Source organism: Marinobacter sp. CA1 (assembly GCF_020546665.1).
In the GTDB taxonomy this organism is placed as follows: domain Bacteria; phylum Pseudomonadota; class Gammaproteobacteria; order Pseudomonadales; family Oleiphilaceae; genus Marinobacter; species Marinobacter xestospongiae.
Map to the genome: position 1 here is coordinate 3,371,575 of NZ_CP071785.1, position 18,853 is coordinate 3,390,427.

Below are 18,853 nucleotides of genomic sequence, written 5' to 3' on the forward strand. Positions count from 1 at the left end.
TCTGATTCTATGAACTTCAACGCCGTTATCGTACTAGTCAAAGTCATCCTGGTGGTCGTGGTGCCAACCGGGGGCTTTGTCGTGGACGGACGGGAGAATTAACGAAATCACCTGACACCAGACACCAAAAAGCCCCCGGCATCGAAAGATCCGGGGGCTTTTTTTTACGTCGAAAAAACTTGGGAGCCAATGGGCTAAGGACTACAACATGAACGGCGCACAACACATTCTCGAGGCGTTCCAACGCCACCAGATCGACACGGTTTTTGGCTACCCTGGCGGTTGCATCATGCCGCTTTACGATGCCCTGGTGGATGCCGACGGAGTGGAGCACGTGCTGTGCCGTCATGAACAGGGCTGCGCCCTGGCCGCCGATGGCTATGCCCGTGCCAGCGGCCGGCTGGGGGTCTGCATCGCCACCTCCGGCCCCGGCGCCACCAACCTGATCACCGGGGTTGCCAACGCCCACCGGGATTCCATTCCCATGCTGGTGATCACCGGCCAGGTACCTTCGGCGCTGATCGGTACCGATGCCTTCCAGGAAACCGACGTGCTCGGAATGGCCCTGGGTATCGTCAAACACAGTTACCTGGTCACCGAGACCGACGAACTGCCGGCCATCCTGGAGGAAGCCATGAGCCTTGCCCAGGAAGGCCGCCCGGGACCGGTGTGGATCGACATCCCCAAGGATGTCCTGCTCACCGATATTGCACCCACGGCGTGTCCGTCCGCCGCGCCCGACACCGCTCAGGCCGCCCAGACCACCCTGACCACCACAGCCCCGCCCTGCCCGGACCTGAGCGACGCCCTGGCCTTGCTCCACAACGCCCGCCAACCGCTGCTCTACAGCGGCGGTGGTGTCGGCCTGGCGGGGGCCGAAGCGGCCTTCCGGGCCTTCGCCGACACCTCGGGCCTGCCCGGTGTGGTCACCCTCAAGGGCATCGGCAACCACGGCAAACACAGCCCCCATCAGTTGGGCATGCTCGGCATGCACGGCTCCCGCGCCGCCAACCTGGCAGTGGACGCCTGCGACCTGCTGCTGGTGATCGGCGCCCGCCTGGACGACCGCGCCACCGGCAAGCTGGCCGATTTTGCCCCCAATGCGAGGATCATCCACCTCGACGCCGACCAGGCCGAGTTCCACAAGCTCCGCCGGGCTGAGGTCGCCTTGCGGGGGGATCTCAGCACCATGCTGCAGGCCCTGACCCAGGCGCTCAGCAACCGCCCCCTGACCATTGCGGACTGGCAGGCCCGGTGCCGCACCTGGGCCACCACCAAAGGGTTTCCCGCCGCCGACAATGAAGCCACGGTGGCGCCGATCCATGGCCCCGAGTTTGTTCGCCAGCTGTCCCGGATTACCCCCGACGACGCCATCATCGCCTGCGACGTGGGCCAGCATCAGATGTGGGTTGCCCAGCACTATCAGTTCGATCATCCCCGCCATCACCTCAGCAGCGGTGGCCTGGGCACCATGGGCTTCGGCTTGCCCGCCGCCATCGGCGCCCAGTTCGCGCGCCCGGATCAGGTGGTGATCAACGTATCCGGCGACGGCTCGTTCATGATGAACGCTCAGGAACTCGCCACCATTCGCCGCTACCGATTGCCGCTGAAGCTGATCATCCTCGACAACCAGTGCCTGGGCATGGTGCGCCAGCAGCAGGAACTGTTCTATGGCAACCGTGAGAGCCAGATCGACCTGGACGACAACCCGGATTTCCTCGCCATGGCCCGGGCGTTCGACATTCCCTCGCTGCACATCGAACGCAGTGACCAGATCCGCCGGGGCATCGAAACCATTCTGACCTACCAGGGACCGATGCTGCTGCACGTCGCCATCGCCCGTGACGACAACGTCTGGCCCATCGTCAAACCCGGCGCCGGCAACCGCGAGATGCTGGACGAGCACCAGCGCAACCGCAAAGAAACGCCAACCACCAAGACCAGTAAGGAGACTGCCGCATGAGCGCCACCACCGAGCACACCCTCACCTGCCGAATGCAAGCCGAGCCCGCCGCCCTGGAGCGGCTGTGTCAGGTGGTCCGGGTGCGAGGCTTCCGCATCCGGCAGATGAGCGCCGACAGCGCCGACGGCCAGCTCACCATCGGCCTGACGGTCAGCGGCGAGCGCCCCATCGGCATGTTGCAGTCACAGCTGGAAAAGTTGCATACGGTGGCCCAGGTCAGTACCGAGACAACGCTGGCACTGGCCCGGGCCTGACGCGGTCGCGACGTCAGTCGCCGGCGCCGAGGATGCCGGCAAGGTCGGAGCTGTCCACCAGGGGGTCGTCCAGGTCAAGGTGGATTTCGGAGTGGGCCAGGGTCCAGGCACGACCGGTGATTTCGCTGTTGACGGCCCGGAAGCCACCCACCGTGGCTTCCCCCAGCAGGGTGCCGAGGAAGGAACTGCCCCGGGGCGACACCGTCTCCAGAGTCTGGCCCTCCTGGATCTGGCCACAGTCGTGCATCAGCGCCAGACGGGCGGTGGTGCCGGTGCCGGTGGGGCTGCGGCAAATCACCCCGGGGTGAACGTAGGTGGCCGAGGGTGACCGGTACCCGGTCGCTGTGGGTTCCAGCGGCCCCATGAAATGGGCAAAAGGCAGCGGCCCCACCGGCCCCAGATCCGGGTGCTCCTGGGTGACCGCCGGACGGGCCGCCTCCACGAACGCCTGGCCAAACCTTGCCAGCGCCGGCATCTCCTCGGCCACCAGCCGGAAGCCCAGCGCCGCGGCATCCACCATGGCAAAGTAGGCACCGCTCCAGACCAGGGTAAACGGCACCGTGCCATAGTCCGGCACCGTCGCCTTGAGGTTGCGGTCGGCAACGAAGGCCGGCTCACTGCGGGTGGTGATCGACTCCACCCGGCCACCCCGGTTATGGGCGGTGATGTGGGCCAGCCCGGCCGGCGACTCCAGCACCAGCTGCTGCTCGCCCTCGTCCATCGGTACGATGCCGTTCTCCAGGATGGCGGTGGCGGTGCAGATGGTGTTGGAGCCGGAGTACAGCGGGTACCCCATGGCTTCCATAATGATATAGCCGGCCTGGGCCCTGAGGTTGCCCGGCGGCACAATCAGGTCGATGGACATGAACGGATCGCCGTAGGGTTCGTTCAGCAGCCAGCGGCGAAAACCGTCGCCGTAGTTCTGGATATAGCGCATCTGCTCCAACACGCTGCCACCGGGCAAATGCCCGACGCCACGGGTGACAATCCGGCTGACATCGCCGCCGGACTGCATGTCCACCAGCTCGATGGAGCGCATACGGTGCCCGGGCGGGCAGCGGGAACTCGTCCACGACATAACCTGACGTCCTCTTGTTACCGAAATGGGGCAGACAACAGCTCAAACACTGAGATTCCCCTCAGGATAGATCATCGACCAAAGCAGACAAGCAGGGAACAAGGAAAGAACGAAACGAGGAAGGCCCCGGATGCGCCAGCCAGGCGCAACCGGGAAGTACGGTAATCAGGCGTCCTGCCCGTCCTCCAGGAACAGCCGCTGAATGCTGGAGAAGTCCAGCTGGCCATTGCCTTTGACGGCGTGGAGGGAAAACAGGTTGCGGGCCAGGGAACCCATGGGAATCGCGGCCTGATTCTGCACCGCGTTATCGAAGGCCAGGCCCAGATCCTTGTTCATCAGGTTCACCAGGAAGCCGCCTTCATAGTCCCGTGACGCCGGCACGCCGTCCATCACCCCCGGCCAGGGGTTGTAGACGTTAAGCGCCCAGTTGCCGCCGGAGCTCTGCTTCATGATCTCCGACAGCACCGCCGGGTCGAGACCGTTCTTGACGCCCAGGGACAGGGCCTCACAGGTGCCGGACATCAGGATCGCCAGCAGCATGTTGTTGCAGATCTTGGCCACCTGCCCCGCGCCGTGATCGCCGGCGTGGAAGATGTTCTTGCCCATGCCTTCGAGGATAGGCTTGGCACGCTCAAAGCCGGCCGCATCGCCGCCGCAGATGAACGTCAGGGTACCGGCCTTGGCGCCACCGACACCGCCGGACACCGGGGTGTCCATAAAGGTGATGCCTCGCTCGGACGCCTCAGCCGCCACCTTGCGGGCAGTTTCCGGAGCGATGGTGGAGGAGTCCAGCACCAGGGTTTCGGTAGGCAGATTGGCCAGCAGGCCATTATCGCCCAGGTACACCGCCTCGACATGCTGACCAGCCGGCAGCATGGTGACCACGCAGTCTTTGTCGGCGGCGGCGGCCTGGGCCGAGTCTGCCGCTGAGGCGCCTTCCGACACCAGCTGCGCCACCGCGTCTGCGGAAAGGTCAAACACCGCCACCTCGTGGCCGGCCTTGACCAGGTTGGCGGCCATCGGGCCGCCCATGTTGCCCAGTCCGATAAATCCGATCTTGGCCATTTCCGTTCTCCTTGTTTTTGTACCGGTTTGTTGTAACGGTCGCCGGAGCCGGACATCGGCTCCGGTCTGGATGGGTGCCCCGGGAACTCAGCGGAAGAAGTCGTCAATCCATTCCGGGTCGATATCGTTCAGCGCCGGGTAGCGCCAGCGGGGTTGCTGATCCTTGTCGATCAGCAGCGCCCGCACACCCTCGGCAAACTCACCTTTCTGCAGACACCGGATCGACAGCGCCAGCTCCTGCTCAAACACTTCCGCCAGGCTCTGGTGGCGGGAGCGGGCCAGATGGCGCCAGACCAGTGACAGCGACGTCGGGGAGGCACCGGCCAACGCACGGGTCGCCTTGGCCAGCCAGTCACCGTCTTCGCCCGCCGCCTTCAGCTGTGTCACCACCTGCTCCAGGGTATCGGCATCGGTGAGTTCGTTGATGCGGTCAAAGTGATCCCGCACCGGTGACGCCGGCCGGTCTTCCAGCGACGCCTTTTCAAAGCGGCGCAGCGCCTGGTTGATCACGGCTTCGGCAGGCTCACTCTGCCAGTCCGCTTCCTGCAGCGCGGCAATCACCGCCGGTTTGTGCTGCTGCGAGACAAAGCGGTCCGCCAGGCCGGTGAACAGTGCGTCCGGCCCGTTCATCCGTGCCCCGGTCAGGCCCAGGAACAGCCCGGTGCGGCCGGGCATACGGTTGAGGAACCAGCCAGCGCCTACATCCGGGTACAGACCAATGGTGATTTCCGGCATCGCCAGCATCGACTTTTCCGTCACCACCCGGTGGCTGGCGCCGGCCATCAGACCAATGCCGCCACCCATGACGATGCCATGGCCCCAGCAAACGAAGGGTTTGGGGAAGGTGTGGATGACCTGGTCGAGGGCGTATTCCTCGGTGAAGAAGGCTTCGCCCACGCCGCCCTGGCCGGCCGGCTTTGGCTCCAGCATGTCGCGGTAGAGGGCCACGATATCGCCGCCGGCACAGAATGCCTTGTCCCCTTCGGCGTCCAGCCAGACCGCCAGGATGCCATCGTCCTCACGCCACTGCGCCAGCTTTGGTGCCAGCTCGCGGATCATCTCCAGCGACAGGGCGTTGAGGGATTTCGGTGCGCTCAGCCGGGCAACGCCAACGCGCCCCCCGTTGACCGCCCATTCTTCAAATACAATGCTTTCGTTACTCATGGTGCAGCCCACGCCGATCAGCGGTTTTTCCACTCGGGAGTGCGTTTTTCCAGGAAGGCGTTGACGCCCTCGCGCTGGTCCTCGGTGGAGAACAGCTCCACGAACAGTTCCCGCTCCATGCGCCAGCCGTCGCGGTGGCTGCGACCATCACGGGCGCTCATCACCAGCGATTTGCAGCGGGCAATGGAAGACGGGCTCTGCTGGCAGGCCATTTCCGCCAGCTCCTGAGCCTTGGCCAGGGCTTCGCCCTTGCCCACGACCTCTTCCACCAGACCAATCTGCAGCGCCTTGTCCGCCTTCACCCGCTCACCGCACAGGATCATCCGCTTGGCCCAGCCTTCGCCCACCAGCCACGGCAGGTTCTGGGTGCCACCGGCACAGGGCAACAGCCCGACGCGGGCTTCCGGCAGGGCCATCTGGGCCTGCTCTTCGGCAATACGGATATCGCAGGCCAGGGCACATTCCAGGCCGCCGCCCATGGCGTAGCCATTGATGGCGGCGATGGACACACCACGGAAGTTGGTCAGCGCGTCGAAGGCATCGCCAAAGGCCTGGGCCATGACCGCAGCCCGGCCGATGTCGCCGTCGGCAAAGGTGTTCAGGTCGGCACCGGCGGAGAAGAACTTCTCGCCCTGCCCGGTGATGACCAGGGCAAAGATGTCCCGGTCCTGGTTGAGCCCTTCAACCACATCCACCAACGCAGCCAGGGAATCCTGGGTCCAGGTGTTGGCGGGCGGATTGTTGATGGTCAGGGTGGCAACGTGCCCCTGCTTTTCCACTTCGATCAATGCACTCATGTCAGGAATCCTTGGTTGTTCGTGGGTCGCTGGCGTTACTGGATGGCTTCCGCCACCCCCGACTCCAGCAGGCGGCGGGCGATGATCAGCCGCATGATTTCGTTGGTACCCTCGAGGATCTGGTGTACCCGCAGATCCCGAACGTAACGTTCCAGCGGGTACTCGCGAATGTAGCCATAGCCACCGTGCAGCTGGAGGGCCTCGTTACAGACCTCAAAACAGGCGTCAGTGGCAAACCGCTTGGCCATGGCACAGTGCAGGGTGGCCTCCGGGTCGGCGTTGTCCAGCTTGAACGCCCCCAGACGCACCATCTGCCGCGCCGCCACCAGGTTGGTGGCCATGTCCGCCAGGCGGAACTGCAGGGCCTGGAAGGCCGCCAGCGGCTTGCCGAACTGGCTGCGCTCGTGCAGATAGTTGCGGGCCCGCAGCAGGGCGGCCTGGGCACCGCCCAGGGAACAGGTGGCGATGTTCAGGCGACCACCGTCCAGCCCCTTCATGGCAATGGCAAAGCCCTCGCCTTCCTCGCCCATGCGGTTTTCCACAGGCACCCGCACGTCCTCAAAGGTGATCTGACGGGTCGGCTGACTGCGCCAGCCCATCTTGTCTTCGTTTTTGCCATAGTGAATGCCGTCGCTGTCCGCCGGCACCACAAACGCCGAGATTCCCCTGGCGCCGCTGTCCGCATCACCGGTGCGGGCCATCACCACCAACACCTGGGTACCACCGGCACCGGAGATGAACACCTTGCTGCCATTCAACACGTAGTGATCACCGTCCCGCACCGCCTTGGTACGCAGGCTGGCGGCGTCGGAGCCGGCGCCGGGCTCGGTCAGACAATAGGAGCCCAGCCACTCACCGCTGGCCATGCGCGGGGCAAAGTCGTCCCGCACCTGACCATTGGCAAAACTGGCCACCATCCAGGTGGCCATGTTGTGGATGGTGATGAACGCAGCAGTCGAGGGACACGCCGCGGCCAGCTCTTCCACGATCACCGACGTGTCCAGCCGGGACAGACCCATGCCGCCCTGGGCTTCCGGGGTGTAAAGCCCGCAGAAGCCCATGGCACCGGCGGAGCGAATCACCTCCACCGGAAAGATGTGGTCCTCATCCCAGGTGGCGGCGTGCGGGGCCATTTCATTCTGGGCAAAGGCCCGGGCCGCCTCACGGAACGCGAGCTGGTCTTCGCTGAGGTTGAAATCCATACCGCTATCCTCTGCTCCCCATCATCAGCGAAGGTTGATGGAGAAGTTGGCGTCCACTTCCATCTCGCTGTGGAACCAGCGCGAGGTGATGGTCTTGGTTTCGGTGTAGAACCGCACCGCCTGCTTGCCATAGGCGTGCTGGTCGCCATAGAAGGAGCCTTTCCAGCCGGTGAAGGAGAAGAACGGCAGGGGCACCGGAACCGGAATGTTGATTCCCACCTGACCCACTTCAATCTCATGCTGGTAGCGACGGGCGGAACCGCCACAGTTGGTGAAGATGGAGGTACCGTTGCCGTAGGGGCTGTTGTTGATCAGCTCGATGGCCTCGCCCAGGCTGTCCACTTCCATGCAGCACAGCACCGGTCCGAAGATCTCTTCCTTGTAGACGTCCATTTCCGGGGTCACACCGGCAAACAGGGTCGGTCCCACCCAGTTACCATCCGGCAGGCCGTCCACGGTGCAGCCACGACCGTCCAGCAGCAGCTTGGCGCCCTGGCCCTCACCGGTGGCAATCAGCGATTCCACCCGGTCCTTGGCCTGCGGGCTGATCAGCGGGCCATAGGCCGCTTCCTTGTCGTTCCAGCCACCCGGACGGACTTTCGCCAGGGCGTCTTTCACCTCGGGAATCCACTCCTGCGCGGCACCGACAAACACCGCAACCGAGATTGCCATGCAGCGCTGACCGGCCGCACCCACTGACGCGCCCACCAGGGCGTTGATGACCTGCTGTTTGTCAGCATCCGGCATCACCACCATGTGGTTCTTGGCGCCGGCAAAGCTCTGCACCCGCTTCATGTTCTTGGTGCCGGTCTCGTAGATGTAACGACCGACTGGGACCGAGCCGACAAAGGACACCGCCTTGATGGCCGGGTCGGTCAGCAGGGTATCCACCTGATCCTTGGCGCCGTGAACCACCTGCAGCACGCCCTTCGGTGCGCCGGCCTGTTCGAACAGCTCAACCAGACGGGTCGGGGTCAGCGGGTCCTGCTCGGAAGGCTTGAGGATAAAGGTGTTACCGCAGGCAATCGCGACCGGGAACATCCACAGCGGAATCATCGCCGGGAAGTTGAACGGGGTAATACCGGCGCACACGCCCAGCGGCTGGGTGTAGGAATAGGTGTCGATTTCGCGGGCGACGTTCTCAACGGTCTCGCCCATCATCAGCGACGGAATGTTGGCCGCATGTTCAACCACCTCGATGCCCCGCCAGACATCGCCCTTGGCATCTTCGAAGGTCTTGCCGGTTTCCTGGGCCAGGATCTCGGCGATCTCGTCGTGGTGCTCCTTCAGCAGGGCCTGATAGCGCATCATCACCCGGGCGCGCTCGGATACCGGGGTTTCCTTCCAGCTCTTGAAGGTTTCAGAGGCGTTGGCAATGGCCCGCTGCATTTCGTCATCGGTAGCGCAGGGGACCTTGGCGATCACTTCGTTGGTCGCCGGGTTGGTGACATCGATCCATTTGTCGGTCTGGCTCTGAACAAACTCGCCAGCGATGTAGAGAGGTACGTTCTTCATGGCTGTGTTCCTGTTGTTGTTGTCTTGCAGGCGACCCGGATGGGGCCACCATCGGTTGGCAATGACTTGATGCTAGCAAAGGAACCGAACCGGAGTGATTGACTAAATTTCGCGCTTGATGGACTATTTTTCGGAAACCACGAAAGGATGAGTCGCCCAATGACACAGACGTCGCAATGGCCAGTACCCGCCGACAGCGTTCGGTATGTCGTGCCAGCCCCCGCCATTAAGGCACTTTCGGAAAATCCGCTGACCCGGGAGCTGTACCCCCTGGCCTTCGGACACTACCGCAAGGCGGAGGGTCACCACATGCACCGGGAGCACCATCGCGACTATCTTTTGATCTACTGCACCGACGGCCGCGCCTTCCTCAACATCGAGGGTAGCCCCTATACCGCCGAGGCCGGGGACCTGTTCCTGCTGCCTCCCGGGGTCGCCCACCGCTACACCGCCGACCCGGAACGGCCCTGGACCATCCACTGGGTGCATTTCGCCGGCCCGCTGGCGACGGAGTTCCGGGATTACATGGGGTTCGGTCCCGACACCCACTGCCTGCACCTGGGGGTACAGCCGCGAGTGCTGGTGGATTTCAACGGTCTGCTGTCGGTCCGCCAAACCGGTTTTCGCAGTCGCGGGCTGGTGCACGCCGCCAATCGGCTGCGCCAGTTGCTGGCGGCGATCCCGCTGACAGTGGACGCCGCCACCCGCGAGCAACAGCCCGACCTGGAAATCATCCACAACTTTATGCGAGAACATCTGGAGGAACGCATTACCCTGGAACAGCTGGCGGAACTGGCCGGCCTGTCGCCGGCCCACTTTGCCACCCGCTATCGCAGCCAGACCGGCACCACGCCGATCCAGCACTTTATCCACCTCAAGATCGAACGGGCCTGCCAGCTGCTGGACACCTCGGGGCTGACCTTTGCCCAGATCAGCGCGCGCCTGGGCTATGACGATGCCTACTACTTTTCCCGGTTGTTCAAGAAGGTGATGGGGCAATCGCCCAGCCACTATCGCCATGCCAGCCGTCACTGACACAGCCGCATACGTAGCGGCAGCGACGGGGCATGCCTACCAGCGTTCTCCCGGCGCTGGTCAAACCTTGGCCAGATCCCGCCAGCCCGCACCATTACCGGCTTCTGACAGGTTGTTAGCGGTCCCGCTCACACGGTTATCCACAGAATCTGTGGGCATTCCCCAACGGCACCATCGACGCCCCGGTCCGTTATCCCCAAGGGGGTGTATTTCCAACACCCTGATCATTTCCACACCAACTCACCGTATCCCTTGCGGCACAAAGGGTGCAGTAACTTCTCCTGACGTTTCACACACGGTTATCCCCGCAATTTGTGCACAACCCGGGCCAGAGTATAAGAAAACCACCCAGGACGCGGTCATTAAAACGCCACATCCCGACAGCCCTTGTGCCCCAAGGCATTAGCCGGGTTACCCTGACCTTTCACACACAGTTATCCACGGTTTGTGTGGAAAAAAGGGAAACGCACTCAGGATAACGGCGTAACAACCCGGGAAACCTGTGATTACGCCCCTGTTTTACAAGCGCCAGGCAGTAGACGTGCGCGTAAAACACCATTAATGGGGATAACCCTGGCCGGCCTCGGTAAAAATCCCTCAACCGGCGAGACCTGGAGGCCACCACCATCAACAACCGACGGACTCTGGCCAATAATACGCCACAGGCCGTCAGCCCTTGTGCCACTAAGGCTGGAAGGGTTTCTCCTGACCTTTCGCACACAGTTATCCACGGTTTGTGTGGACAAGGCGAGGCCTCTGATCATTTTACCGACATAACCCGCAATCCCTTGCGCCCCAAGGGATGAGTCTGGTTCTCCTGGCCTTGCGCACACGGTTACCCACAGTTCGTGTGGACAACCCGGCCTGGTAGGCGGCGATTCCGGCTGGAAGAAGCCGCTTTATCCACTTTCCGGGCGGGTGTAACGCCTCGACAGGATAGCTTGCTTATTTCCACACCAGAGCCGTCCAGACCATGGGGCACAAGGCTTACGGCACGTTACCCTGGCCTTTCACACACAGTTATCCACGGTTTTTGTGGACAACCTCAGACTTGGCCGGGATAAACGACATGGCGCGCTCGGCCAGAGCCGTAATGGTGAGGCTGGGGTTCACCCCGAGATTGGCCGACAGCATGGAGCCGTCCACCACATACAGGTTCTGGTAGTTGAAGACCCGGTTGCGGGCATCGATCACGCCCTCATCCGGTGACTTTGCCATGGCGCAGCCGCCCATACAGTGGGCCGTCATCGGCACGTTGAACAGGATCTCACTGAGGGAGCTGAGACCGATTCCTCCCGTCGCCCGGGCGGCCTTTTCGGTGAAGGAATTGGCCTCGGGAATAAACGTGGGGATGGGATCACCGTGGCTGCTCAGGGTCTTGCGGAACGGCCAGAACCAGGGACGGCGCCAGCGCATGTTGATGTGACCATCAATCGTCTGCATCACCAGAAAGATCACCGTCTCCGAAGCGAAGCGGTAAGGCACCAGGCTGCGCAGGCCATCCAGCGGTCGCCGCACCAGCAGCTTCAGGATTGCCCACAGCCACACCAGCGCCCTGGCAGGCCCGGGACGACCACCGGTCAGCACCGTCAGCAGACTGCTCAGCAGGTTGGAGCCTTTGGGGTAACGCACCGCCTCAATGTGGGTATGGGCATCAATGTAGATGCCGGAGCCGATCGCCACCCCTTGCGACAGGTCTTCCTGGCTACCGGGATAACGCACCCCGAGGATGGACTCGGAATTGGTGCGCACCCGATTGCCAAGGTCGTCGGAGATGTTAGGCAAAGAGCCGCGATCCTTGAGGCTGAACAGCAGCTCCTGGGTACCCAGTGACGACGCCGCAAACACCACATTGGCGGCGGTGATGCGGGTCGGCTCCTGGCGCCGGTCAAACGTTGCCCGGGTTTCGATCTGGTAACCCTGGGCGCCATCCTCGCAACCGGCCAGTGGACGCACATCCACCACCCGGGTTTCCGCCCGGACCTCAGCGCCCAGGCGCTCCGCCAGGTAGAGGTAGTTCTTGTCCAGGGTGTTCTTGGCGTTGTATCGACAGCCGACCATACAGCCACCACAGCCAATACAGGAATTGCGACTGGGGCCCTCGCCGTCGAAGTACGGGTCCGGGTAGCTCTGCCCCGGCTCATCGTCGTCATCGCCGAAGAACACTCCGACCCGGGTGTAATAGAAGCTGTCCTCCACCCCGGTGGCGCGGGCCATGGTTTGCAGCCGGTTGTCGGCCGGTCCCGGACGACGGTTTTCCGCTACCCCAAGCATACGCTGGGCGGTGTCGTAGTGTTCCGGCATGACCGTCTGCCAGTCATCGAGACCGGCCCAGTTGCCGTCCTGCCAGACCGAATCGGGCGGTACCAGCAAGGTCTGGGCGTAAGTGATGGAACCGCCGCCCACGGCGTTGCCGTGCAGGATCATCACATGGCGGAACAACCGCAGACTCAGAAATCCCTTGAGCTTGAGAAATGGCCGCCAGAGGTAGTCCCAGAACTTCCAGTTGGTCGTCGGCAGGTTGTCCGGCGTCCACCGCCGCCCCTGCTCAACAACCAGCACACGGTAGCCTTTCTGGCTGAGCCGGTAGGCCGAGACACTGCCGCCAAAACCGGAACCAACGATCACATAGTCGTAATCGTGCTCTTCCATCCTGATGCTTCCTGTTTTTGTTGTAGGAAGCTCATCATGCTACGACAGTCGGCAGCAGACAACGCAGGTACCCGGGGCTGTCGGGGCCAAAATCGCCACGGCTTCAATCTACGACTTTCGTATCAATCCACAAGCGACTAGTCTGGTCAGGAATAAACCAACAACGAATGGAACAAGGCCATGTACACCATTGAGATCGACGAAACCCTGGATGTACCAAGGAGCAAGGTGTTTGCCGTGTTTGCCGAGCATGAACGCTTTGGCAAGTTGCTGGGCGCCCCGGCGCGGCGGATCAAGGACAGTGACCAGGCGGACCCCAATGGCCTCGGGTCGGTTCGCAAGATCGGTATCGGCCCCATCGGCCTGGAAGAGACCGTGGTCGGTTTTGAGCCGGATTCCCTGATTGAGTACACCATCACCAGCCTCAGCCCGCTGCGTAATCACTTCGGCCGTATCCGCTTTGAAGACGCCCCCGAAGGCAAGACCCGGGTCAACTACACCATCAGCTTTGACGATGTCATTCCGTTCACCGGCCACTTGGTCCGTGGCGCCCTGGAACAGGGCCTGCGCAAGGGTATCAAGCGCCTGCCCCGACTGGCCTGACGGCCACTCCTGGCCAAAGCCCAGCCCCAGTCCGCCCGACGTAGTGTCGGGCGGACTGCCCCCACCATCTGTCACACCGCGTCGTTTGTTGCACCACGTCAGTTGTTACACCGAGACCTTTGTTACACCGAAACATTTGTTACACCACGGTATTTGTTACACCACGGTATTTGTTACACCAGGGTATTTGTTACACATTGTTACTTGATACAAATCAATTTCTTGACTTGGGACAAACGTCCCTATTCCGGAGTTCAGTAACCTCCGCCGCCGTCCCCATCGAACCCGCCGTTCGCTGGCTTGGTTCCCCTATCAGTGGAGTACTCCATGGCGTCTGAACCCGTCGTACTGTTTGACAACGGCCATCACAAATGCCTGATGTTCGATTCACTGGTGGTTGGCGAAGGCGTGCAGTCCAACCAGTTCCTGCTGGTGGATGGCAAGCACGAAGCGCTGATCGATCCCGGTGGTGATCTGACCTACACCCCGCTGGCGGTCGCCGCCTCCCGCTACATGAACATCCGCGAAATGGACTATGTCTTTGCGTCCCACCAGGACCCGGACATCATCGGTTCCATTGATCGCTGGCTGGTGCACACCAAGGCCCAGATCATCACCTCCCGGCTGTGGGCCCGCTTCCTGCCCCACCTGGCATCGGGCTATGTCTCCAACCAGCTGAGCGTGAACGTTTACGACCGCATCACCGCCATCCCAGACAAAGGGGCCCGGGTGCGCTTCGGCGACAGCTACATCCAGTGTCTGCCGGCCCACTTCATGCATTCGGTGGGCAACCTGCAGTTCTACGATCCGGTGTCAAAGATCCTGTTCTCCGGTGACTTGGGCGCCTCCATGGGCGGTGAGGAAGATCACCAGCCAGTGGACGATTTCGATGCCCACATTCCCCACATGATCGGCTTCCACAAGCGCTACATCTGCTCCCGCAAGGTGTGTGAACTGTGGGCCAATATGATCAGGGAACTGGACGTGGAGAAGATCGTGCCCCAGCACGGCAAACGCTTTGAGGGTACCTACATGGTCAATCGCTTCCTTGACTGGGTCGCCTCCGTCGACTGTGGTGTCGATCTGACCACCCAGGAACACTACCGCGTGCCCACCGAATACGCCTGATACTCCGAACCTGCCGGGAAGACCCGATTGTCATAACGGGTCTTCCCGTTCCCGCCCCTGTTCCACCACCCGCCCACTTGTGTACAGTTGTTCACAACGAAGACAAAACAAAGACAAGAGGTCAGGAGGACCCATGACAATAACGACCTTAGGGGTATCGTAGGGAATCCACCGGTGTTTCATCTGGCCGGGTTCCTGCCGTCAGCACACAGGCAAAGGAGGCTATCATGGCCATCAGCTCAAACCGTCTCATCGGACTGACTGAAGAACTGCAGATCGAACAGAGTTGCCAGGTGCAGGACCTGCACATCGGCTGGCACAACGAGTACCAGGCGCAACACCAGAAAGACCCCGCCGGCCACCAGCATCGGGCGCCGGTGGTGACCTGGCAGCGGCACGGCATCACCTACCAGTATGTTCCCGGGCTGGTGTTCGTAGCCCAGGATCAGGGCTACGAGGTGGACGTTGCACAGCTGATCAGCGACATCAGCCAGCAACTGCGGGCGCGGGGCAATCCACAGCCCCACGCGGCCTGAGCCGGGTTGCTGTCAGCGAGCCTCGGATTGATTCCGGGGCTCCGGGCCCAGGCGCTGCAGTTGCGCGTCGTAGAGCCCGGTCAGTAACAGTTCACCGTCCGCCGCCACCCGGAACTGGCCATAGCGTGCCCCTTCGTAGAAGTCACCATGACCTTCCTGAAAGAAGAAGGCGTTGGAGGCCAGCTTGACGCGATTGTTACGCACCCGATATGCCACCAGGCGCTCGTTGGCCGCCAGTTCACCGCCGTCATACAAGCCCGCCAAGGTTGCCACGCCCCGTTCATCCACTGTCACCCGAATGCGGCCATCGGTCGGCTCCGTCCGGCCGCTGGCATCCGTCGCCAGCCGCTGTCGCAGTGAGCGGGCGAGCTGGTAGCTCAGGGTCATGTAATCCCCCTGCATCAGCGACCGCGGGTCCACCGGGGCCAGATCGAGGTAGATGATCTCGCCATCACGCAGCAGCGATTCCTTCTGCCAGATCGATACATTGACCAGCACCAGGGCCAGCACCAGCCCCGCCAGAATCAACCAGTGGCGATGTTTCCGGAAAAGACGTCCGATGCCTGTCTTGCTCATTGTCCCCCCCTCCCGAAGCGTACCAGCCACAACCGCAGCAGCAGCAACCCGGCGCCGACGCCCATCAGGATCAGCGACTTGGTCATCAACGTCAGTTCCAGCAGGTAATAGTAAGCGGAGCCGTATCCCAGCAGACAGGTCAGCGCCAATGCCATCAACGGCCAGTTGCCACCGGCGAACCCCAATACCAGCAGCCCCACCCCAATCGCCAAACCCGGCGCATAGACGGACAGCAGCACCAGCACAGGACCCCCCAGCCACAACGCCCGCCACTGGAGGGCGCTGGCGCTGTTGGTCTGGCGCATCAGCACGACAGCGACCGCTGCGCTCACCATCCCACACAAGGCGCCCGCCAGCTCAGTCGACACCCAGGGCAGGCGATCCGGCCCCGGCGCCAGCCAGGCCATCAGGTCTTCTTCACCCGTCAGCAGCGACACGGTCAGCAGCACCAGCGCCACGCTGACCCCGCCGGCCACCGCCTGAACATGGCGCACCCGCCCTGGCCAGCGAAACTCCCGCAGCCAGGCCAGCGCCACCAGCAGCCAGAGCAGCGGCGCGGTCAGCAACGGCTCCCCAGCCACCGCCATGGCATTGGCCAGGAACAGCCCTGCCAACAAGCCACTCAACAGGCGATGGACATAACTTGGCATCACCAGGGCAAGCACCATCTGGACCAGGGCAGCGGGCCACCAGATCAACGCCACAAGATCCCAGTCATGCGCCACCACCGCGTACAGCCACAACCCCTGCCCGGCCAGGCTCAGCACCAGTCCCACCTGTTCGCCGTAGTCGCTGACCGACACCCGTTGCAACCACCAAGCAGCAACCATCAGCAACAGGCCCAGCACCGTGGCCACCGGTATCGCCATCGCCGCCCAGTTGAAGGACAACACAAAAAATCCAAGCAGGAACAGTGCGCTGAACCAGGCGCCGATGGCGGCCATCACCCTCAGGTACCAAGGGGGTGACGGCTCGACCTCCATCGCCTCCTTGGCCAGCCCAATGCCCTGATCCCGAAGCTTCTCGCGGAGTTGCTCCGCCAGCCGGGTCATTGCACGAGCTCCCGTTGCAGCCAGCGTAACCAGGCAGTCGCCGCCATCACCATGACCAGTACGATGAGTCCCAACATCAGCCAGACGCCGGGCTCAGCAATGTCCAGCAGCGCCCGCGCCAGACCCGCCGTCACGATCACGATCACCGACAGGCAGCCGCCAGCCAGCATGAACAGATCCGGCTGTTTCACCCGGTAACACCACACCAATACCGCCAGCCAGGCGACCCAGGCCAGCCCCGGCCAGAGCTGGTTCAGTGCGCCATCCACAATCCACACCAAGGCCAGCCAGCTCACCGCAACCCCGCCAGCAACGGCGACCAGACGCAAAGGCCAGGGCGAGGCATCAACGCCCGATCGCTGAGCCCAGCCATGCGCGATCGCCCAGGCGCTCAGGTTGAGTGCACTGAGCAGCCAGTCCAGCGGACGGCCACCCGCCCACTCCAGGTTCGACAGCCACCAGGCATCGAAGTACAGCGACACCGACAGGTTCACCAGCGCCAGCATCAGCAGCCACAACACCACGCTGGCACTGGCCAGGGCCCAGGGCACCAGCAGCACCGCCCAGAGCGCAAACAGCTGCCAGGGATCGGCGCCGGTTTGGTAGGTCTGACCAAACAGCGCCAGCAGGCCGCCAAGCAGCAGCCCGGCAACCACCAGGGCAACGTCCCGGCTGAGGCCCTGTGGCATCCGCAAACTCACGACAACCGCCGCTAACAGAGCCCCCTCAACCAGGGCAAAGCGCCCGAGGCGGCCCAGCTCGCTCCAGTTGAAGGCGATCAGGAACAGCACCCCCAGCGCCAGGCAAAGCCCGCCGAGCCACAGCAGGACCCGGTCCAGAAAGCTTGCCCAGGGGCGACTGGAGCTGGCCAGCCCAACTACGGCAAGGGCTTGGGGCACCTGATCGGAGGATAAATCACCCCGATCTATCCAGGTGCTGAGGAGCTGTCGTGTCGATGCCATAGATCTTCCCTGTATCCCCCTGCGAGGCCACACCCATGTGTTGGCCATTCCGTTTTCAACACCTTACCCCAAGACATTGGAAGCGTCAGTTTTTTGCGACGGATCAAGCACTCACGGCAGCAGGCTTTCCTTATCAGCGCTGCCCTCCTAGTATGATGGCTACGCCCTCCCGATCCCCTGAACAGGTTTTACCGGTATGAACAGCACTCTTCGGATCCTTCCCTGGATCTTTCTGGTCCTCCTTCTTGGTGCCTGCGGCGAGGCACCCGATACACCGGCCCCCGCGGTGGTCCAGCCGGTCAAGATAATGACCCTTGGCGGCAGTGGCCAGACACTGTCCCGTGAGTTTCCCGGCACGGTACGCGCCACCCAGCGGGTCTCCATGGCGTTTCAGGTTCCGGGACGCCTGGTGGAATTCCCGGTCAAGGAGGGTCAGCAGGTGCAGGCGGGCGACCAACTGGGACTGCTGGACGATGCCGACTACCGCAGTAACCTGGCGGCCGCCCAGGCCGACCTCACCCGCACCGAAGCCAACTTCAAACGTGCCCAGGAGCTGATTGGCAAGAACTACGTCTCCCAGGCGGAGTTCGACAGCATCCGGGCCAGTTACAACATTGCCCAGTCCAATCTGGAGAAGGCCCGAAAAGCCCTCAACGACACCCGGTTGATTGCTCCGTTCGACGGCGTGGTGGCCCGCACCCTGGTGCAGAACTTCGAGGAGGTGCAGGCCAAGCAACCGGTGCTGAGCCTGCAGAACAACAACGAACTGGAAGTGATTGTGAATGTGCCGGAAAGCCTGGTGGTGCGTCACAACGACGCCGAGGGTTTGCAGCTGACCGGCACCTTCGAGGGCATCCCCGGCGTCGAATTCCCACTTGAAATCAAAGAGTTCGCGACCGAAGCCAACCCCGAGACCCAGACCTTCGACTACGTGCTGTCAATCCAGCAGACCGAGGGCTACAACGTCCTGCCCGGGATGACCGCCAATGTCCGCGCGGCCCAGACCTCACTCGAAGGCAGCGACAGCTACCGCATTACCCTGCCGCTGGCCGCGCTGACGCCGGCTGAAGACAACCAGTCATCGGTCTGGTTACTGGATGATGACAACCGCGTGCACCGGCAGCCGGTGGAAACCGGTGAATTCGCCGGCCAGGACAGCATTATTGTGAGCTCGGGCCTGACCCCGGGTGACCGGGTGGTGATCGCCGGTGTCTCTGCCCTGCGAGAAGGGATGCAGGTCAAGCCCATCGACAAGGTGGAGTTCTAGGGCA

Annotated in this window: 17 protein-coding genes; 7 read left to right on the forward strand and 10 right to left on the reverse strand. The window is 62.7% G+C overall.

Annotation, left to right across the window (positions count from 1 at the left end; all coding sequences use genetic code 11):
• The first annotated feature begins 208 nt into the window (after positions 1-208).
• Complete coding sequence (gene ilvG, locus J2887_RS15395; protein WP_227171978.1) at positions 209-1,963, forward strand: acetolactate synthase 2 catalytic subunit; 1,755 nt, start codon at positions 209-211, stop codon at positions 1,961-1,963.
• Positions 1,960-2,217, forward strand: a complete 258-nt coding sequence (gene ilvM / locus J2887_RS15400; protein WP_227171979.1) for an acetolactate synthase 2 small subunit — start codon at positions 1,960-1,962, stop codon at positions 2,215-2,217. The genes ilvG and ilvM overlap by 4 nt, the downstream gene beginning before the upstream one ends.
• 13 nt (positions 2,218-2,230) lie before the next feature.
• Here ilvM and J2887_RS15405 read toward each other — a convergent pair whose 3' ends face one another.
• The 6 genes from J2887_RS15405 to J2887_RS15430 form a co-directional block, all read right to left on the reverse strand.
• A complete protein-coding gene (locus J2887_RS15405) occupies positions 2,231-3,295 on the reverse strand; it encodes a proline racemase family protein (protein ID WP_227171980.1) in 1,065 nt (354 codons plus the stop codon).
• Between the two features lie 165 nt (positions 3,296-3,460).
• The gene (mmsB, locus tag J2887_RS15410) at positions 3,461-4,360 is read right to left on the reverse strand and encodes a 3-hydroxyisobutyrate dehydrogenase (RefSeq protein ID WP_227171981.1); all 900 of its coding nucleotides are present in this window, start codon (positions 4,358-4,360) and stop codon (positions 3,461-3,463) included.
• A gap of 87 nt (positions 4,361-4,447) precedes the next feature.
• Positions 4,448-5,524 (reverse strand): enoyl-CoA hydratase/isomerase family protein, encoded by a 1,077-nt coding sequence (locus J2887_RS15415; protein WP_227176149.1) that lies wholly within the window; start codon positions 5,522-5,524, stop codon positions 4,448-4,450.
• A 17-nt stretch (positions 5,525-5,541) separates the two neighbouring features.
• Entirely contained in the window at positions 5,542-6,321 is a 780-nt protein-coding gene (locus tag J2887_RS15420; protein ID WP_227171982.1) for an enoyl-CoA hydratase, read from the reverse strand.
• Between the two features lie 35 nt (positions 6,322-6,356).
• Positions 6,357-7,523 carry an acyl-CoA dehydrogenase family protein gene (locus J2887_RS15425; RefSeq protein WP_227171983.1) on the reverse strand — a complete coding sequence of 389 codons (1,167 nt, stop codon included), beginning with the start codon at positions 7,521-7,523 and terminating at the stop codon, positions 6,357-6,359.
• A gap of 24 nt (positions 7,524-7,547) precedes the next feature.
• Entirely contained in the window at positions 7,548-9,038 is a 1,491-nt protein-coding gene (locus J2887_RS15430; protein ID WP_227171984.1) for a CoA-acylating methylmalonate-semialdehyde dehydrogenase, read from the reverse strand.
• A gap of 159 nt (positions 9,039-9,197) precedes the next feature.
• Between J2887_RS15430 and J2887_RS15435 the strand changes: the two genes are divergently transcribed.
• Positions 9,198-10,073: an AraC family transcriptional regulator gene (locus J2887_RS15435; RefSeq protein ID WP_227171985.1), complete on the forward strand. Its 876-nt coding sequence runs from the start codon at positions 9,198-9,200 to the stop codon at positions 10,071-10,073.
• 1,020 nt (positions 10,074-11,093) lie between these two features.
• On the opposite strand, the gene J2887_RS15440 is transcribed toward J2887_RS15435, so the two are convergent.
• Complete coding sequence (locus J2887_RS15440; protein ID WP_227171986.1) at positions 11,094-12,725, reverse strand: GMC oxidoreductase; 1,632 nt, start codon at positions 12,723-12,725, stop codon at positions 11,094-11,096.
• Between the two features lie 180 nt (positions 12,726-12,905).
• On the opposite strand from J2887_RS15440, the gene J2887_RS15445 reads away from it, so the two are divergent.
• From J2887_RS15445 to J2887_RS15455, 3 genes are all read left to right on the forward strand, one after another.
• Complete coding sequence (locus tag J2887_RS15445) at positions 12,906-13,328, forward strand: SRPBCC family protein (protein ID WP_227171987.1); 423 nt, start codon at positions 12,906-12,908, stop codon at positions 13,326-13,328.
• Positions 13,329-13,655: 327 nt separating this feature from the next.
• Entirely contained in the window at positions 13,656-14,456 is an 801-nt protein-coding gene (locus tag J2887_RS15450) for an MBL fold metallo-hydrolase (protein ID WP_227171988.1), read from the forward strand.
• A 227-nt stretch (positions 14,457-14,683) separates the two neighbouring features.
• The gene (locus tag J2887_RS15455; protein ID WP_227171989.1) at positions 14,684-14,992 is read left to right on the forward strand and encodes a hypothetical protein; all 309 of its coding nucleotides are present in this window, start codon (positions 14,684-14,686) and stop codon (positions 14,990-14,992) included.
• A gap of 12 nt (positions 14,993-15,004) precedes the next feature.
• Here J2887_RS15455 and J2887_RS15460 read toward each other — a convergent pair whose 3' ends face one another.
• Genes J2887_RS15460 through J2887_RS15470 form a run of 3 tightly spaced genes read right to left on the reverse strand, consistent with a single transcriptional unit; the run spans position 15,005 to position 17,582 of the window.
• Positions 15,005-15,568, reverse strand: coding sequence for a GDYXXLXY domain-containing protein (locus J2887_RS15460; protein ID WP_227171990.1), 564 nt, complete (start codon positions 15,566-15,568; stop codon positions 15,005-15,007).
• Positions 15,565-16,620, reverse strand: a complete 1,056-nt coding sequence (locus J2887_RS15465; protein ID WP_227171991.1) for a DUF4401 domain-containing protein — start codon at positions 16,618-16,620, stop codon at positions 15,565-15,567. Before J2887_RS15465 ends, J2887_RS15460 begins: the two co-directional genes overlap by 4 nt.
• Positions 16,617-17,582, reverse strand: a complete 966-nt coding sequence (locus tag J2887_RS15470; protein ID WP_227171992.1) for a DUF2157 domain-containing protein — start codon at positions 17,580-17,582, stop codon at positions 16,617-16,619. The genes J2887_RS15465 and J2887_RS15470 overlap by 4 nt, the downstream gene beginning before the upstream one ends.
• Positions 17,583-17,778: 196 nt before the next feature.
• Between J2887_RS15470 and J2887_RS15475 the strand changes: the two genes are divergently transcribed.
• A complete protein-coding gene (locus tag J2887_RS15475) occupies positions 17,779-18,849 on the forward strand; it encodes an efflux RND transporter periplasmic adaptor subunit (protein ID WP_227171993.1) in 1,071 nt (356 codons plus the stop codon).
• The last annotated feature ends 4 nt before the right edge of the window (positions 18,850-18,853 follow it).

Coding starts and splice junctions, on each gene's coding strand:
- ilvG (WP_227171978.1), top strand. CDS start 209: ATGAACGGCGCACAACACATTCTCGAGGCGTTCCAACGCCACCAGATC.
- ilvM (WP_227171979.1), top strand. CDS start 1,960: ATGAGCGCCACCACCGAGCACACCCTCACCTGCCGAATGCAAGCCGAG.
- J2887_RS15405 (WP_227171980.1), bottom strand. CDS start 3,295: ATGTCGTGGACGAGTTCCCGCTGCCCGCCCGGGCACCGTATGCGCTCC.
- mmsB (WP_227171981.1), bottom strand. CDS start 4,360: ATGGCCAAGATCGGATTTATCGGACTGGGCAACATGGGCGGCCCGATG.
- J2887_RS15415 (WP_227176149.1), bottom strand. CDS start 5,524: ATGAGTAACGAAAGCATTGTATTTGAAGAATGGGCGGTCAACGGGGGG.
- J2887_RS15420 (WP_227171982.1), bottom strand. CDS start 6,321: ATGAGTGCATTGATCGAAGTGGAAAAGCAGGGGCACGTTGCCACCCTG.
- J2887_RS15425 (WP_227171983.1), bottom strand. CDS start 7,523: ATGGATTTCAACCTCAGCGAAGACCAGCTCGCGTTCCGTGAGGCGGCC.
- J2887_RS15430 (WP_227171984.1), bottom strand. CDS start 9,038: ATGAAGAACGTACCTCTCTACATCGCTGGCGAGTTTGTTCAGAGCCAG.
- J2887_RS15435 (WP_227171985.1), top strand. CDS start 9,198: ATGACACAGACGTCGCAATGGCCAGTACCCGCCGACAGCGTTCGGTAT.
- J2887_RS15440 (WP_227171986.1), bottom strand. CDS start 12,725: ATGGAAGAGCACGATTACGACTATGTGATCGTTGGTTCCGGTTTTGGC.
- J2887_RS15445 (WP_227171987.1), top strand. CDS start 12,906: ATGTACACCATTGAGATCGACGAAACCCTGGATGTACCAAGGAGCAAG.
- J2887_RS15450 (WP_227171988.1), top strand. CDS start 13,656: ATGGCGTCTGAACCCGTCGTACTGTTTGACAACGGCCATCACAAATGC.
- J2887_RS15455 (WP_227171989.1), top strand. CDS start 14,684: ATGGCCATCAGCTCAAACCGTCTCATCGGACTGACTGAAGAACTGCAG.
- J2887_RS15460 (WP_227171990.1), bottom strand. CDS start 15,568: ATGAGCAAGACAGGCATCGGACGTCTTTTCCGGAAACATCGCCACTGG.
- J2887_RS15465 (WP_227171991.1), bottom strand. CDS start 16,620: ATGACCCGGCTGGCGGAGCAACTCCGCGAGAAGCTTCGGGATCAGGGC.
- J2887_RS15470 (WP_227171992.1), bottom strand. CDS start 17,582: ATGGCATCGACACGACAGCTCCTCAGCACCTGGATAGATCGGGGTGAT.
- J2887_RS15475 (WP_227171993.1), top strand. CDS start 17,779: ATGAACAGCACTCTTCGGATCCTTCCCTGGATCTTTCTGGTCCTCCTT.